General features: G+C 71.3%; 12 protein-coding genes and 1 pseudogene. 7 read left to right on the forward strand and 6 right to left on the reverse strand.

Annotated features, from left to right (window positions below):
- Positions 1 to 10 precede the first annotated feature (10 nt).
- Positions 11 to 415: a cyclic nucleotide-binding domain-containing protein gene (locus tag ACZ3IJ_RS01255; protein WP_467465555.1), complete on the reverse strand. Its 405-nt coding sequence runs from the start codon at positions 413 to 415 to the stop codon at positions 11 to 13.
- Positions 416 to 998: 583 nt separating this feature from the next.
- On the opposite strand from ACZ3IJ_RS01255, the gene ACZ3IJ_RS01260 reads away from it, so the two are divergent.
- From ACZ3IJ_RS01260 to ACZ3IJ_RS01270, 3 genes are all read left to right on the forward strand, one after another.
- On the forward strand, positions 999 to 2,039 hold the full coding sequence (locus ACZ3IJ_RS01260; protein ID WP_467465556.1) for a zinc-dependent alcohol dehydrogenase family protein: 1,041 nt from the start codon (positions 999 to 1,001) through the stop codon (positions 2,037 to 2,039).
- 75 nt (positions 2,040 to 2,114) lie between these two features.
- The gene (locus tag ACZ3IJ_RS01265) at positions 2,115 to 2,855 is read left to right on the forward strand and encodes an HAD family hydrolase (protein ID WP_467465557.1); all 741 of its coding nucleotides are present in this window, start codon (positions 2,115 to 2,117) and stop codon (positions 2,853 to 2,855) included.
- Complete coding sequence (locus tag ACZ3IJ_RS01270) at positions 2,852 to 5,242, forward strand: glycoside hydrolase family 65 protein (RefSeq protein ID WP_467465558.1); 2,391 nt, start codon at positions 2,852 to 2,854, stop codon at positions 5,240 to 5,242. The genes ACZ3IJ_RS01265 and ACZ3IJ_RS01270 overlap by 4 nt, the downstream gene beginning before the upstream one ends.
- A gap of 8 nt (positions 5,243 to 5,250) precedes the next feature.
- On the opposite strand, the gene ACZ3IJ_RS01275 is transcribed toward ACZ3IJ_RS01270, so the two are convergent.
- Together ACZ3IJ_RS01275 and ACZ3IJ_RS01280 are read right to left on the reverse strand one after the other, a co-directional pair.
- The gene (locus ACZ3IJ_RS01275; protein WP_467465559.1) at positions 5,251 to 6,249 is read right to left on the reverse strand and encodes an Acg family FMN-binding oxidoreductase; all 999 of its coding nucleotides are present in this window, start codon (positions 6,247 to 6,249) and stop codon (positions 5,251 to 5,253) included.
- A 22-nt stretch (positions 6,250 to 6,271) separates the two neighbouring features.
- On the reverse strand, positions 6,272 to 6,895 hold the full coding sequence (locus ACZ3IJ_RS01280) for a CBS domain-containing protein (protein WP_467465561.1): 624 nt from the start codon (positions 6,893 to 6,895) through the stop codon (positions 6,272 to 6,274).
- A 244-nt stretch (positions 6,896 to 7,139) separates the two neighbouring features.
- Here ACZ3IJ_RS01280 and ACZ3IJ_RS01285 point away from each other — a divergent pair, with 244 nt between their 5' ends.
- From ACZ3IJ_RS01285 to ACZ3IJ_RS01300, 4 genes are read left to right on the forward strand one after another with little or no spacing between them, the layout of a single operon-like run.
- Positions 7,140 to 8,042, forward strand: coding sequence for a universal stress protein (locus tag ACZ3IJ_RS01285; RefSeq protein WP_467465562.1), 903 nt, complete (start codon positions 7,140 to 7,142; stop codon positions 8,040 to 8,042).
- Positions 8,039 to 8,899, forward strand: a complete 861-nt coding sequence (locus tag ACZ3IJ_RS01290) for a universal stress protein (RefSeq protein WP_467465563.1) — start codon at positions 8,039 to 8,041, stop codon at positions 8,897 to 8,899. Before ACZ3IJ_RS01285 ends, ACZ3IJ_RS01290 begins: the two co-directional genes overlap by 4 nt.
- Positions 8,900 to 8,905: 6 nt before the next feature.
- Positions 8,906 to 11,524: a cation-translocating P-type ATPase gene (locus tag ACZ3IJ_RS01295; protein WP_467465564.1), complete on the forward strand. Its 2,619-nt coding sequence runs from the start codon at positions 8,906 to 8,908 to the stop codon at positions 11,522 to 11,524.
- 49 nt (positions 11,525 to 11,573) lie between these two features.
- Positions 11,574 to 13,316, forward strand: a complete 1,743-nt coding sequence (locus ACZ3IJ_RS01300) for a sensor histidine kinase (protein ID WP_467466248.1) — start codon at positions 11,574 to 11,576, stop codon at positions 13,314 to 13,316.
- Here ACZ3IJ_RS01300 and ACZ3IJ_RS01305 read toward each other — a convergent pair.
- From ACZ3IJ_RS01305 to ACZ3IJ_RS01315, 3 genes and pseudogenes are all read right to left on the reverse strand, one after another.
- A complete protein-coding gene (locus tag ACZ3IJ_RS01305) occupies positions 13,313 to 13,999 on the reverse strand; it encodes a response regulator (protein WP_467465565.1) in 687 nt (228 codons plus the stop codon). The genes ACZ3IJ_RS01300 and ACZ3IJ_RS01305 overlap by 4 nt on opposite strands.
- A gap of 66 nt (positions 14,000 to 14,065) precedes the next feature.
- Positions 14,066 to 14,695, reverse strand: coding sequence for a CBS domain-containing protein (locus ACZ3IJ_RS01310; protein ID WP_467465566.1), 630 nt, complete (start codon positions 14,693 to 14,695; stop codon positions 14,066 to 14,068).
- A pseudogene (locus tag ACZ3IJ_RS01315) lies at positions 14,695 to 15,042 on the reverse strand (cyclic nucleotide-binding domain-containing protein); the annotation flags it as partial. The gene ACZ3IJ_RS01310 and the pseudogene ACZ3IJ_RS01315, both read right to left, overlap by 1 nt.
- Positions 15,043 to 15,185: the final 143 nt, after the last annotated feature.

A 15,185-nucleotide genomic window follows, 5' to 3' on the forward strand; every position in this document is an offset into this window, starting at 1 on the left:
CGCCTGTTCCTCACGTGAGGAGCCGTCGCTCCATCGCGGCGGCCACGGCGGCGGCCAGGGCCTCGTCGATCGCGGTGTCCTGCGCACACAGCTCCCGCACGGCCTGTCCGTCGAATTCGAGGGCGTGGACCTCGGTGGTCGCCGTGGCGCCATGGCGCCAGTGGTACGGAGGGAGCATTCCGGAGCAGCCGAGGAGGTCGCCGGACACGAGCGTTTCGACGAGCGCGGTGCCGTGATCGGGGTGGCGCTCGTGCAGGCTGACGCGTCCCGACTCGATGATCCAGAAGCGGTCGGCGGGCTGTCGTTCGCGGAAGATGGGCGTGTCCGCGGGAATGCGGACCGGCCTGGACTGTCGCAGCAGCCGGTCGCGTGCATCCGGTGCGAGTTCGCTCAGCAGCATGGTCATCGTGCTCATACCGTGCCTCCAGCCCTTTCACGTATAGAATCCAGCGCCGCGTTCGGGCTCCGGGAGGGCCGACAGGGCCCACCCGGGGGGCCGACAGGCCCCTCTCAGCGGACCGGCACGGCCTCACCGGACCGGGGAACGACGGCCGTCCACTCCAGCTCGCGGTCGATGCGATCGCGGCCCACGCCGATCCCAGGATGTGCCCGCAGTGGTGGAGCGTCAGCGAGGTGCCGGCCGTGATCTCGACGTCCTCGCCGACCGGGACCGGATCGAAGGACGCGAGCGTCCTCTCGACATCGGAGTCGTCGTAGAGCGGCTTGGCCGGGCGGTGCGGGCGCTGGAGAGGATCGGCCCCCGGAACGCCGGACGACGTCCGCGGCGTCGGGGGCGAACCGCTCCCGGTTGCGCCGTCGCAGGGTCGCGAAACCCTGGAGGAGTCCGCAGTCGAGGCCCTCGCATCGGGACCGGCCGGGCCCGGAGGGTCCGAGCGGGCCCTTTTCGGGGGCCGATCGGCTCATGTGCGTCCGGAGGGCTCCGCAGAACCTGGTGGAGCAGGACTGCAGCGACGTGCGACAGGAAGTGGGTGGGCGCCATGAAGGCACTTGTCTTCCAGGAACCGGGCCGTATCGCCTGGCAGGACGTACCCGACCCGGCCGTCGAGGATCCCGCCGACGCGATCGTCCGGGTCGACGTCGTCACCATCTGTGGCACGGACCTGCACATCCTGAAGGGAGACGTGCCGGAGGTGACGCCCGGCCGGGTCCTCGGACACGAGGCGGTGGGAACCGTTGTCGAGACCGGAGGCGACGTCCGCACGGTGCGGCCGGGAGACCGTGTCCTGGTCTCGTGCATCTCCGCCTGCGGCAGGTGCAGGTTCTGCCGTGAGAGCCGATACGGGCAGTGTCATGGCGGAGGCGGCTGGATCCTCGGCCACACGATCGACGGCACACAGGCCGAGTACGTCCGAGTGCCCTTCGCCGACCTTTCGGTCCACCCGTTGCCGGCTTCGATCGACGGCTCCGACGCCGTCCTGCTGGCCGACATCTTTCCCACGTCCTACGAGGTGGGGGTTCTGAACGGAGGTGTGCGCCCCGCCGACACGGTGGTCGTCGTCGGCGCCGGCCCCATCGGTCTCGCCGCCGTCACCACCGCGGGCTTCTACAGCCCGGGCCGGATCATCGCCGTCGACCTCGCCGAGTCGCGGCTGGTGGCTGCCCGGTCGCTCGGCGCGGACGCCACCGTGAACGCGGGCGAAGACCCGGAACAGCTGGTCGCCGATCTGACCGAGGGCCTGGGCGCCGACGTCGTCATGGAGGCCGTCGGCGTTCCGGAGGCGTTCGAGCTGTGCACGCGAATGGTCCGGCCCGGCGGCCGGGTCGCCAACATCGGAGTCCACGGCAAGCCGGCGACTCTCCACCTCGAAGACCTGTGGATCAAGGACGTCACGATCACCACCGGCCTCGTGGACACCTCGTCCACGCCCCTGCTGCTGCGCATGATGGCGGCCGGGCGGCTGCCCTCCTCGTCCCTGGTCACACACCGCTTCGCGTTGGGACAGATGGAGGAGGCGTACGACGTCTTCGGTCGCGCGGCGGAGACGGGTGCCCTCAAGGTCGCGCTCGCCGGGTCATAGGACGTGGCGATGCGCCGCCCCCACCACCGTCCGGCACGGGCTGCTCGGGTGGCCGACCGAGACCCCGGACCACGCATGCCCCGAAGCCTGGTCCTGGACACGGACGGCGTGCTCCTCGACTCGGCCCGTCTGCACGCGGCGGCGTGGAAGACCGCATTGGACGCCTGCATAGAAGCGGTGGGGGGCGAGGACCAGCCGCCCTTCGACGCGGAAGCCGACTACCGGCGGTTCGTCAACGGCAGGTCCCGATACGACGGGGCGGCGGCCTTCCTCGACGCCCGGGGCCTCGGTCTCCCGGCGGGAACAGCCGGTGACCCGCCCGGCTGCGCGACGGTCTGGGCGGTCGCGGCACGCAAGGAACACGCGTTCGTCGATCTGCTCCGCACGGAAGGCGTCACGGCCTTCCCCGATGCCCTGCCGGCTCTCACGGCCCTGCGCACGAGGGGCGTGCCATGCGCCGCGGTGTCGGCCTCCCGGCACGCCCGGGCGCTGATCCGTGCCGCGGGGCTCGCGGGTCTCCTCGCGGTGATCGTGGACGGCGAGGACTCCGCTCGGCTCGGCCTGGCCGGCAAGCCGGATCCCGCGCTCTTCCTGCGGGCGGCGTCCCTCCTCGGCAGCCGCCCGCCGGAGGCCGCGGTCGCCGAGGACGCGCTCGCCGGGGTCGAGGCGGCGAGGCGCGGCGGTTTCGGGCTCGTCGTCGGTGTCGACCGCACACCGCTGCGGAGCGCGGCCGGCGCGCTGAGCGAGAGGGGCGCCGATCTGACGGTTCCCGATCTCACGACCCTGGTCCGGAGTGTGTGGGGTGAGCGGGGATGACCACCGGCTGGACATGGCGGTACGACCGGTACGACCCGGAACGCGAGCCCCTCGTCGAAGCGCTCTGCACGCTCGGCAACGGCCGGTTCGCCACCCGGGGCTCGGCTCCCGAGTGCCCTGCCGGAGGCGCGCACTATCCGGGTACCTATCTGGCCGGCTGTTACGACCGGCTCACCTCGGCCGTCGCGGGCGAGCAGGTCGAGAACGAGGACCTCGTCAACCTTCCGAACTGGACGCTTCTGCGCTACCGCTGCCTTCCGGACGACGGTCCGGCGGGCGACTGGCTGACGCCCGACGCCGGGGAACTGTGCCACTACGGCGTGCACCTCGACCTGCGTGCGGGCGTGCTCACCCGACGTCTGTTCTTCGAGGACGCCCAGGGGCGAGGCCTGCGCGTCAGTCACATCCGCGTCGTGCACATGGCGGACCCCGGGCTGGCGGCCCAGTGCACCGTGTTCCGCGCCTACGGCTGGAGCGGTTCCGTCGAGGTGCGGTCCGTTCTGGACGGCGCCGTCACGAATGCCGGAGTCGAGCGGTACCGGCATCTCGAAGGGCGTCATCTCACGGACCACCGGACCGGATTCGAACCCGGGGGCGTCGCGCGGCTCGCCTGCCGTACGGTCGACCCGGGCGTCAGGATCGCCTTGGCCGTGCGCACGGTCACCCGTCCCGTACAGCCCGCTCACGAGGCGGCCACTCGTACCGGCACCGTGCAGACGTTCCGCCTGCCGATGGCTCCTCGCCGTTCGGCGATGGTCGTGAAGACACTGGCGTTGCGGACCTCGATGGACTTGCCCGCCTCCGACCCCCTCGCCGCGGCCGTCGACATGATCGCTCGCGCTCCGGCCTTCCCCCGGCTGCTCGCGGGCCACAAAGCGGCCTGGCAGCGCGTCTGGGAGCAGGGCGAGTTGCACGTGCCCGGGGAAGCGGGCCGCATCCTGCGGCTGCACGTGTTCCACCTGCTGCAGACGCTCTCCCCGCACACCGCCGACCTCGACGTGGGCGTGCCCGCGCGCGGACTGCACGGCGAGGCGTACCGGGGGCACGTCTTCTGGGACGAACTGTTCGTCCTTCCCTATCTCGACCTGCATTTCCCCGAGGTGGCCCGAGCGCTGCTCATGTACCGGCACCGCCGGCTACCGGCCGCCCGCGCGGCGGCTCGCCTCGCCGGTGGACAAGGAGCCATGTATCCGTGGCAGAGCGCGGGTTCGGGCCGGGAGGAGACGCAGGAGCTCCATCTGAACCCGCGATCGGGGCACTGGTTGCCGGACCACTCCCGGCTGCAGCGCCACGTGGGCTCAGCCGTCGCGTTCAACGTGTGGCGGTACGCGGAGGCCACCGGGGACCGTGGATTCCTCCACTCCGCCGGGGCGGAGATCCTGCTCGAGGTCGCCCGGTACTGGGCCGGCGCCGCCGTGTTCGACCCGGCGCTCGGCCGCTACCGCATCCGCGGGGTCGTGGGACCGGACGAGTATCACGACGCCTATCCCGGTGCCGCGGCGCCCGGGATCGACGACAACGCCTACACCAACGTGACCGCCGCCTGGGTGCTCGCGCGCGGCCTGGACCTGCTCGGCGACCTGCCCGAGGCCCGCCGCGCGGAACTCTCGGAGCAACTGGCGCTGGACGAAAGCGAACGTGCGCGCTGGGAGGACGCATCCCGCCGCATGTACGTGCCGTTCCATCAGGGAGTGGTCAGCCAGTTCGAGGGATACGGAGACCTGGCGGAACTCGACTGGGAGGAATACCGGTCCCGTCACGGCGACATCCGCCGACTCGACCGGATCCTGGAGGCCGAGGGGGACACCGTCAACCGCTACCAGGCGTCCAAGCAGGCCGACACCCTCATGCTCGGCTACCTCTTCCGACCCGAGGAGCTGTACGGACTGTTCACCCGGCTCGGCCACCGGCTGGACGACGACGTGTGGCGTGCGACCGTCTCGTACTACCTGCGCCGCACCAGCCACGGTTCGACGCTCAGCAGCCTCGTCCACGGCTGGGTGCTCGCCCGGCAGAGCGGCCCCGACGCCTGGCGCTACTGCGAGGAGGCGCTGCTCGCCGACGTCGCCGACGTCCAGGGCGGCACGACCGGCGAGGGCATCCATCTCGGCGCGATGGCGGGCACGATCGACCTCGTCGAACGCGGGATCACCGGCCTGGAAACCGGGCCGGAGGGGCTACGGGTGGCGCCGGTGGCACTGGCGGAGATCCCGCGGTTCACCTTCACCTTGTGCTGCGGCCGTCATCGAGGGGTGCGCCTGCGGGTGCTTCCCGGGCGGCTGGCCGTTCGGGTTCCCGCCTCGCCCTACGGCCCGCTTGCCGTCGTGCTCCCCGGGGGCCGGCGGCTCACCGTCGAACCGGGAGAGGAGCGTTGGTTCCGTCTGTGAGGAGAGCTTCAGCGGAAGGTGAGCACGTCGGCGGCGGGACGGCGTGGCGTGGTCTCCCCCTGGGGGCCGTAGCCCAGGCGGATCACCATGTGGACGAAGCCGATCGCCGATCGGGGATCGCGTGCGCCGGACCGGAGTTCGGGCCATTCCAGAGGCTGGGACATGAGGGAGGTGGCGAGGCCGTCGAGGGTGGCCTGCAGCAGGACGCGGTGCAACGCCTGGCCGGCCTTGAGCCAGTCCTCCGGCGTGTCCCCGACCGTGCCGAGCAACGCGAGCTGCGGCCTCTTCTCGAAACGCTCCGACGTACGGCCGGGCACGTGCCGGGGAACGCCGAAGTCCCTGACGGGGGAGGTCACGTCGTACTGACGTGGGCCGAAGGCGTACGCCGGGATGCCCTCGGCATCCGGGCCTTCCCCGGCCGCACCGGTGCGTGTCCAGGCGGCGATCTCCTCGCGTACGGCCTCGTCCGCCGCCTCGAACAGTTCTGAGGTGTGGACGAGTTCCATGACGGTGTCGGTGTGCCACGCCCCCGGTACCACGAGCCGGCAGCCCTCCAGCAAGGCCGCCGCCCGGAGCTCGTCGACGACCTCCGGGGGGATCCGCTCCTCGGTGAAGGGGAAGCGGCTGGTGTGCCGCCGCGACAAGGCGTCATGGAGCACGCCCAGGTCGCTGTCGGCGTCGTCGGCGTCGCCGGCGTCGTCGAAGCGTATGTCGGCGAGGTGCCAGGGGTCGCCGGGGGAGGGCAGCAGCCGAACCAGAGGATGCAGGGCCCGGTGCGCGGCGGCGACCCGCAGACCGAACAGGGCGGCGCCGCAGCCGAGGTGGAGGGCGCGATGGTCCGGGTCCTCGCGCGGCATGCCGCGCAGCTGGTCGCCGTGCAGTTCCACGACCTGGGAGGCCGGCCTGCAGACGAACTTCCAGGGCTGTGCGTTGTGCATCGAGGGAGCGGTGACGGCATCTTCGATCAGCGACGTCACGAGTGGTCGCGTCAGAGCGGTGGGAGACACGGTTCGTCCTGCCTGCGGTAGGTCACCATGGGGTGTCGTGTGGGGTATGGGTGGAGGCGGTCAGGTAGGAGTCGTCCTCGTGGAAGGAAAGCTGGTCCACGACGGCCACGACGCCGTCCACGCGCTCGGCGAGTCCGACGAGCGTCAGGAGCTGGCTCCGCCGCCGGACGCGGCCTCCCAGCGTCACCACGCCGTTGAGGACGTGCACGTCCACCGCGTCTCCGGCCAGGCCCATGACCTCTGTGAGGACGTCCTCACGGATACGGCGCCGTATCTCCGAGTCCGGGCGGAGGTAGACGCAGAGGAGATCCCGGCGGGTCACGATGCCCACGAGTCGTTCCTCCTCGTCGACCACGGGAAGGCGCTCGACCCCGCGGCGGACCATGAGCCGTGCCGCGTCCGCCACGGTCTCCTCGGCGTGCACGGTGACGGCCGGGGTGGTCATGAGGTCTCGCGTGGTCAGTTCGTGGCGGGCCAGGAGGTCGCTCTCGGAGACGACACCGAGGACATGATCGTCCTCGTCCACGACGGGGACCCCGCTGATGTCGCGCTCGGCGAGCAGCTTCGCCACCTCCTTGAACGGCGTCGCAGGGACGGCGGAGACCACATCGCCGGTCATCAGGCTGCCGACTTTCACGTGCTTCATCGCCGCGCCTCCTGTTCGTTCGAGGGTTCGGACGGTGCTGTCCCGCGTCACCACCCTCCGACGTGCGCATGGCTTGGGCGAGGGCCGAATGGTCCAACCTCGGGACCGAACGGGCTCGTCCCGGCCGGGCCTGCGCCCCGGCTGGGAAGGGGCCCTTTGGCCCCGCCATTGCCCCCAGCGGCCCTTCGGCCATCCGGGACAAGCTGCCAGGGTGGAAGGAAGTCCCTCGGACCTGGGAGGAGCCATGAACGGAACCACGGCCCGTTCCGGTCTCGGCAGCGTCGTCGTCGGGGTCGACGGGTCGCCGTCCGCGCACACGGCGGTGATGTGGGCGGCGGAGGAGGCGGCCCTGCGGGGCAGCGCCCTCTTCCTCGTTCATGCGGCGGACACGGACCCACCGGCGCCGTTTCTGTCCGAGGCGGAGATCGTCCGAAGCAGGGAGGCGGGGCGGGAGCTGCTCGACCGGACCGCCGACGCGGTAACGGCGCACCATCCTGAGGTGGCGGTCGTCAAGGAACTCACCGGTGGCTCGGCTCCCGGCAGTCTGCGCCGAGCCGCCGCTCTGACCGGCACGATCGTCGTCGGCCACCGGGGTCTTGGAGGGTTCTCCTCACTCTTGCTCGGTTCGGTCGGTCTTGAGGTCGCGGCCGCTGCCACAAGGCCCGTGGTCGTGGTGCGCGGGGTCCCGGAGGCCGTCGAAGCCGGCGTGGTCCTTGCGGCGGTCCGCGACGAGGCCGACGTGGGCTGCGCCCGCGCGGCGGCCCACGAAGCCCTGCTGCGCAAGGTACCCCTGCGGCTCCTCCACATATGGAGTGGAGGGCTGTCCGCCGGCCCCCGGGCGGCGTTGCGCAACGGTGGCGACGAGATGGCCCGCGATCACGTACGCGCACTGTCCTCGGTCTCGGACCGGGTCCAGGAGGAGTTCCCGGACCTGACCGTGCACGCCGACGGCCAGAAGAGCCGCAGCGTGCCCGGAGCGCTCGTCGACGCGTCGCGCCACGCGGACCTCGTGGTCATCGGCGGCCGACGGGCTCCCGGATACCTCGGTCCCACCATCGGGCGGACGACGCTCAGCCTGTTGCAGCACGCCCACTGCCCCGTCGAGTTCATCCCCCGGCAAGGACCCGGACATGGGAGCACGTCGTGACCGGCACCATGGATCGCCGAGACATCGTCATCGGTATCGACCCGGTCAAGAACTGGCACATGGCGCTTGCCTGGGCTGCGGACGAGGCTCACCTGCGATCGGTGGCACTGCGCCTGGTCGTCGCGGTGCCGCCGCAGCACGACACCCAGCACGTCGACGACACCCCGCGTCACCTGGCCCAGCAGCAGGTGGGCACCGAGACTCTGCGTACCGCGCTTGCCTGGGCGTCTGCACGGCAGCCGGGCATCACGGCCACCTCTTCCCTTCTCGACGGGTTCCCGGCAGGCGTTCTGGCCGGGCTGTCCCACGAGGCCGGCCAGATCGTGCTGGGCTCCCGACACCTCAGTCGTACCGAGGAGTTCCTGAGCGCCGGTTCCCTGGTCGTTCCGGTCAACGCGAAGGCGCGATGTCCGGTGGTCGTCGTGGGCGACGCGGAGCACGTCACGCAGGCCGAGCCCTATCTCGTGGTCGGCATCGACGGCAGCGAGTCCTCCCGAGCAGCCCTGGCCTGGGCCTTCGAAGAAGCGGACCTCCGGCACTGCGCCGTGCGCGCCATCGCCGTGTGGCAGGCACCCGTCTTCTCCCTGCACGGCTCCGACACGCTGTTCCACGCCGAGCGTCGCCTGCTCTCGGAGACCACCGCGGGCTGGGCGCAGAAGTATCCCGACGTCCGGCTCACACACGAGGTCCCCATCGGCTCCCCCGTGGAGATGCTCTCCGAAGCGGCGGAGCACGCCCTTGCCGTCGTCGTCGGCCGCCGAGGCCGGGGCGGATACAGCGGGATGCGTGTCGGCTCCGTCGTCCACGGGTTGCTGCACCGCGCCCACTGTCCGGTGATCACTGTCCCCGCCGGGTGAAGGGCCATGACCGCGTCGGCAGACCGAGCGCTCGCCCCGGTGGGAGAGCCGACGGGACTCACCCAGGCGGAGGCGGCGCGCAGGCTCGCCGAAACGGGCCCCAACGAGGTGGCCGCGAGGAAGCCCGTACGACTCCACAAGCGGGTCCTGGCCCAGCTGACCGACCCGCTGATCATGGTGCTCCTCGGCGCGGTCGTGCTGACCCTCGCGATCGGTGACCATCCCGACGCGATCGTCATCGGGCTGGTCGTCCTCGTGAACACGGCCGTCGGCGTGGCGCAGGAGATCCGTGCCGACAACGCCGTCGCCGCCCTCTCCGCCCTCACAGCCCCGCACGCGCGAGTGCGGCGCGACGGCGCGGCCCGCGACGTCCCAGCGGCGGCGGTCGTCCTGGGGGACGTCCTTCTCGTCGGCGAGGGCGACATCGTCGCCGCCGACGCCGAGCTCGCCGCGGCGTCCGCCGTGCTGGTGGACGAGTCCACGCTCACGGGGGAGTCCGTACCCGTCGACAAGGACGCCGGCGCGACGCTGAGCGCGGGCACGGTCGTCGTCCGGGGCCGGGGCGTGGCCGTGGTCACGGCGACAGGGGCCGCCAGTGCCCTCGGTCGCATCGCGGCCCTTCTCGACGAACGGCGCGAGCCGACCCCGCTGCAGCGCCGACTCGCCGCCCTCGGGCGCGTCCTCGCGGCCGTGACGCTCGGCCTGTGCGTCCTGGTCTTCGCCCTCGGCCTGGTGCGGGGGCTTCCGCTCGGCACGATGGCGGTGACCGCCATCAGCCTGGCCGTGGCGGCGGTCCCCGAATCCCTCCCCGCCGTCGTCACCCTGGCCCTCGCGCTCGGAGCCCGCCGCATGGTCGCCCGGCACGCCCTGGTGCGGCGGCTGCCCGCAGTGGAGACACTCGGCTCCGTGTCCGTCCTCGCCACCGACAAGACCGGCACCTTGACCGAGGGGCGCATGGTCGTCCAGCGCGTCTGGACACCACGGGTGAGCGCGGAGATCTCGGGCGTGGGGTACGAGCCCGAGGGCGAGGTCCTTGTCGCAGGGAGGCGGGCGGAGGCGCAGGAGCTCGAGCCGCTGCGGGAGCTGCTGACGGTGACCGCCCTCTGCAACGACGCCACGCTGCGCCCACCGGATGCCATGGCCTCCGACGGCCGCTGGACGGCTCTGGGTGATCCCATGGAAGCCGCCCTGCTGACGGCTGCGGCCAAGGCGGGCTGCCAGGAGCCGGTGGAACTGTCGGTGACTCGTCCTCGGATCGGAGAAGCACCCTTCGACAGTCTCCGCAGACGCATGACCACGCTCCACAGGACCAGAGGAACCGGGGTGCTCGTCTGCCTGAAGGGCGCCCCTGAGGCCGTCCTCGACCCGGCCGTCGTGCGAGATCCTCCGAAGGTGCTCGCCACGGCCCGGCGCGAGGCCGCGGTCCTGGCCGCTCGCGGATACCGCGTGCTCGCCGTGGCATCGGGCATGCGGAACGGCCTCCCGAGCCCGGTCACCGAGGCGGAGTCGGGGCTGGCACTGCTCGGGCTCGTCGCGCTCAGCGACCCGCCCAAGGCGCATGCGGCAGCCACCCTCGCCTCCTGTCGTGCGGCGGGCATCACCCCGGTACTCATCACCGGCGACCATCCGGCGACGGCTCGCGCGGTGGCGTCCCACGTCGCACTCCTGGGCGACGACGGCGAGACGGAGGGACACGTCGTCACCGGGGCGGACGTGGCAGCCGGACGAATCGCCGACCTCACCTCCGTGGGCGTCTTCGCCCGCACGGACCCCCAGCAGAAACTGGACATCGTGGAGGCGTGGCGCGCCAGGGGAGCGGTGACGGCGATGACCGGCGACGGGGTCAACGACGGTCCGGCCCTGCGCCGTGCCGACATCGGCGTCGCGATGGGCGCACGAGGCACGGAGGTGGCGCGGCAGGCGGCGGACCTCGTCCTCACCGACGACGAGCTCTCGACCGTCGTGGCGGCCGTCGAGGAGGGGAGACGCGTCTACGACAACATCCGCCGCTTCCTCGTCTACGGCATGGCCGGCGGCGCGGCCGAGATCCTCGTCATGCTCATCGGCCCGCTCCTGGGACTTCCCCTGCCCCTTCGCGCGGGCCAGATCCTGTGGATCAACCTCCTGACACACGGTCTCACGGGCGTCGCGATGGGTGCCGAGCCTGCGTCCCCGGGAGCGATGCACCGCCCCCCGCGCCCACCTGACCAGCACATCCTCGGTGGTGGCGCCTGGCAGAGGCTGCTCCTTCTCGCGGCCGTTGTCACGGCGGCGTCCCTCGGCGCGGGACTTGCCGCCCGGGCCCTGGACCTCGGCTGGCAGAGCGTCCTCTTCCTTGCCCTGCTCGCCGCGCAGCTCGGGGTCGTTCTGGGGCTGCGCACACGACTCCTGACCAAGGAGAACCCGTTCCTGCCGCTGTCCGTCCTCGCCTCCGCCCTGCTTGCCGCGGCGGCACTCTACGTGCCCCTCCTGAGCTCGGTCCTGGAGACCGAGCCCCTTGACCCGGCGAGCGTCGGCATCGCTCTCGTCTGCGCACCTGTCGGCTTCGTGGCCGCACGCCTGCTACGGACCGCGTTCCACCCCGCCCTGCCGACAGGAAGAGACGGCATCACCGGACTACGGTGAAAGTGCGCGCGGGGTGGACACCGTGCGTCCGTCGCAGCCGGAGGTGTCGATGGGGCGCGAGGCATCCGAGCCCTCGGACGGAAGGCTTCCACGGCTCAGACTCGACGAGCTGCTCGACGAGGTCCAGGTACGCATCGAAGCGGTGCGCGGCACCAGGGACCGGCTCAACGGGCTGCTCGAAGCCGTCATGTCCGTGGGCCGAGAACTCGACCTACCCCAGGTGCTGCACGGCATCGTGGAGGCGGCCGTGACCCTCGTGGACGCCGAGTACGGAGCCCTGGGCGTCATCGGTGACGACAAAAGACTCTCCGAGTTCCTTCCCGTCGGGATCGGAGACGACCTGCGCGAGGAGATCGGCGACCTGCCCTCGGGACACGGGATCCTCGGCGAACTGATCCGCAACCCCCAGCCGCTCCGCCTCTCCGAGTTGTCCGACCATCCCGCCTCGTACGGCTTCCCACCTCACCACCCGCCGATGCGCTCCTTCCTCGGAGTCCCCATCCGGGTCCGTGACGAGGTCTTCGGCAACCTCTACCTCACGGAGAAGCGCGGAGGGGCGGACTTCGACGCCGAGGACGAGGCCGTCGTCACGACCCTGTCGGTCGCGGCCGGCATCGCCATCGAGAACGCCCGCCTCTACGAAGAGGGCCGACTGCGTCAGCGGTGGCTGGCCGCGAACTCCGAGCTGACCAGCGCTCTGCTTTCCGGCGCCAAGGAGCCCCAGGTACTCGACGGGATGCTGGAACGGGCCGTGGACATCGCTGCTGCCGACATGGGGGTCTTCTACCTGGTGGGGGCGGGCGGCGAGCTGCGTGGCTCACGGGCCTGCGGCGAGGGGGCCGAGGCGCACCGGGGCGTGGTCCTGCCCAGCAGCGAAGGCACCCTGGTCGAGGCCGCCCTCGCGCAGGAGGGCCTGGTCATGGTCCCCGACGTCGAGAACGAGCCGCGCATCACGGTGCAACCCGAACGGTGGAAGGGGCTCGGACCGGCGGTGGCCGTCACGGTCGGCACCAAAGAGCGCCTCAGCGGAGTACTGATCCTCGCCCGGCGCCACGGACGGCCTCCTTTCACGTCAGCCGAAAGCACCCCTCTGCCCGGATTCGCGGGACAGGCGGCGCTGGCGCTCGAACTGGCCGACCGCCGCCGGGACGCCGAGCAGGTGAGCCTTCTGGAGGATCGTGACCGGATCGCCCGCGACCTGCACGATCTGGCGATCCAGCGCCTGTTCGCCACCGGGATGACGCTCCAGAGCGCCCGGCGCCTCGTCGAGCACCCAGAAGCCGTGGACCGACTGTCCCGAGCCATCGACGATCTCGACGCCACCATCAAGATCATCCGATCGACCATCTTCGGACTGAGGGAACACGACACCCCCGGAATTGCCCCGAAACTGCGAAACCGCGTGGTCCAGGCCGTGGACGCGGCGGCCGCGACACTCGGATTCGCTCCCGCGCTGAGCATGGAAGGGCTGCTCGACACCGATGTGTCAGGCGAAGCGGCCGAGGAAGTACTCGCCGTCCTCGGGGAAGCGCTCACCAATGTGGCACGGCACGCCCAGGCGCGTAGGGCGGAGGTGTCGGTCGTGGCCGAAGAGGGAGTGCTGGCGGTGACGGTGAGCGACGACGGGGTCGGTATCCCGCATGGCGGGAGGCGTAGCGGACTACAGAACCTGTCCGCGCGGGCCGAGCGGCTGGGGGGCACCCTGTCGGTCCACGCACGGGGTGCGCCGGGCAGCGGAACGGTCCTCGAGTGGCGGATCCCGCTCCCTGCCGAGCGGGAAGGCGCGTCCTAGGTCTCCTCGGCGTCGTGATCGTGGACCTGCGCGGCGATGACGGCCGCTTGGACGCGGCGCTCCACGCCGAGCTTGCCCAGCAGGCGAGAGATGTGGTTCTTGACCGTCTTCTCCGAGAGGTAGAGCCGCTTGGCGATCTGCCGGTTGGTGAGTCCCTCGCCGATGAGGTCCAGTACCGATCGCTCCCTCTCGGACAGCACCGCGAGCCGTTCGTCCTCCGGCGGCTTCGCCGCCTCGGGATCGCGCAGCGAGTGCATCAACCGGGCGGTGGTGGCCGGGTCGAGCATCGACTGGCCCGTGGCCACGGTCCGTACCGCCGACACCAGATCGGAACCCTTGATCTGCTTGAGGACGTACCCGGCGGCGCCGGCCATGATCGCGTCGAGGAGCGCGTCCTCGTCGTCGAACGACGTCAGCATCAGGCACGCCACGTCAGGCATCCGCGAGCGCAGCTCCCGGCACACGGAGATGCCGTCGCCGTCGGGCAGCCGGACGTCGAGAACCGCGACGTCCGGCCGCAGCGCGGGTCCCCTGGCCAGTGCCTGCTCCGCCGTCGACGCCTCGCCGGCCACCTCCATGTCGGGTTCGTCGTCGATCAGGTCGCGAAGGCCCCGACGGACGATTTCGTGATCGTCCACGAGGAAGACCCGTGTGGGTGCGGTGGCTGTCGGACGATCGTTCATGTGGATCCCTGTGGTCGGTCGCGTACGTAGCACGCCCCTCAGGACGATTGTCCGTCATCGAACGCCTCACGGGGCAGGAGCGAGATCCATCCGGACGTCGACGACCCCCTCCACCGCGCGCACCGCCCGGGCCAGGAGCGGCACCAGCGACCGGTCGGAGAGCTCACCCCGGACCGTGGCCACCCCCTCGGCCACTGTGACGTCCAGTTCCGCCGGCGCAGCCGACTCGCTGAGAACGGAGCGGCGGACGTCCTCCTCGATCTCGGTGTCCGTGCGGAGGAACACCTTCAGCAGATCGCTCCGGCTGACCACGCCCTCCAGCATGCCGACGCCGTTGACCACGGGCAGCCGCTTGACCTTCCGCGTCGCCATGATCCGTGCCGCCTCGGCGAGCGTCGCTTCCGGGTGGACGGTGACGGCCGGGCTGGACATGAGCTCCCCGGCCCGTACCGCTCCGGCCTTCGCCGCCTCGGCGAACTCGTCCGGGCGGGGTTCGTCCGCGCGGAACTCCTCCTTCGGCAGCAGGTCGGCCTCCGACACGACCCCGATCACCCGCCCCTCCCCCTCCAGGACGGGCAGGGCGCTCACCTTCCACTGGTCCATGAGCGCGACGATCTCCTTGTACGGAGCGTCACGCCCGATGGCGACCGCGGTGTGGGTCATGACGTCGCTGACGGTGTAGCGCGAGGCGGGCATCACGTTCTCCCAGGGGGCGAGAGGGCCTGTATGCCGCTCCCGTGCGGGGCGTACAGGTCATGCAGCCGCACGCGGGCGGAGAAGAGACGGTGGGCGAGTATCCGCCCGACGAAGTGGTCCAGGGCGAGGCCGAAGCCCGGATCGGCGTCCATCATCATGCGCACGGTCGCCGCGTCGAACTCCTCCGCTCTGACCCGCGTCATGGCTTCGGCTCCGAAGTGCCAGCGGTACGGCTCGAACAGCCGGTACCAGCACAGCAGTTCACCGGCGCTGATGTGGTCGACCACGGCCGGCCGTCTGCCGTGGACACGGACGTCCAGAGTGACCGTGCCGGTACGGACGATCCAAACCGGTCGGTGTATCCGCCTCGGTCGTGGGTCGTGGGTTGTGGGGAGTGCTCATCGGTGCCTCCTGATCGGCGCTCACTCCCAGTCTGGCCTTGTCGTGCGCGGGGAGAGGAGGGCCGCATGGTCCCTTCCGCGTGCTGATC

Source organism: Streptomyces sp. NPDC013317, from assembly GCF_055563155.1.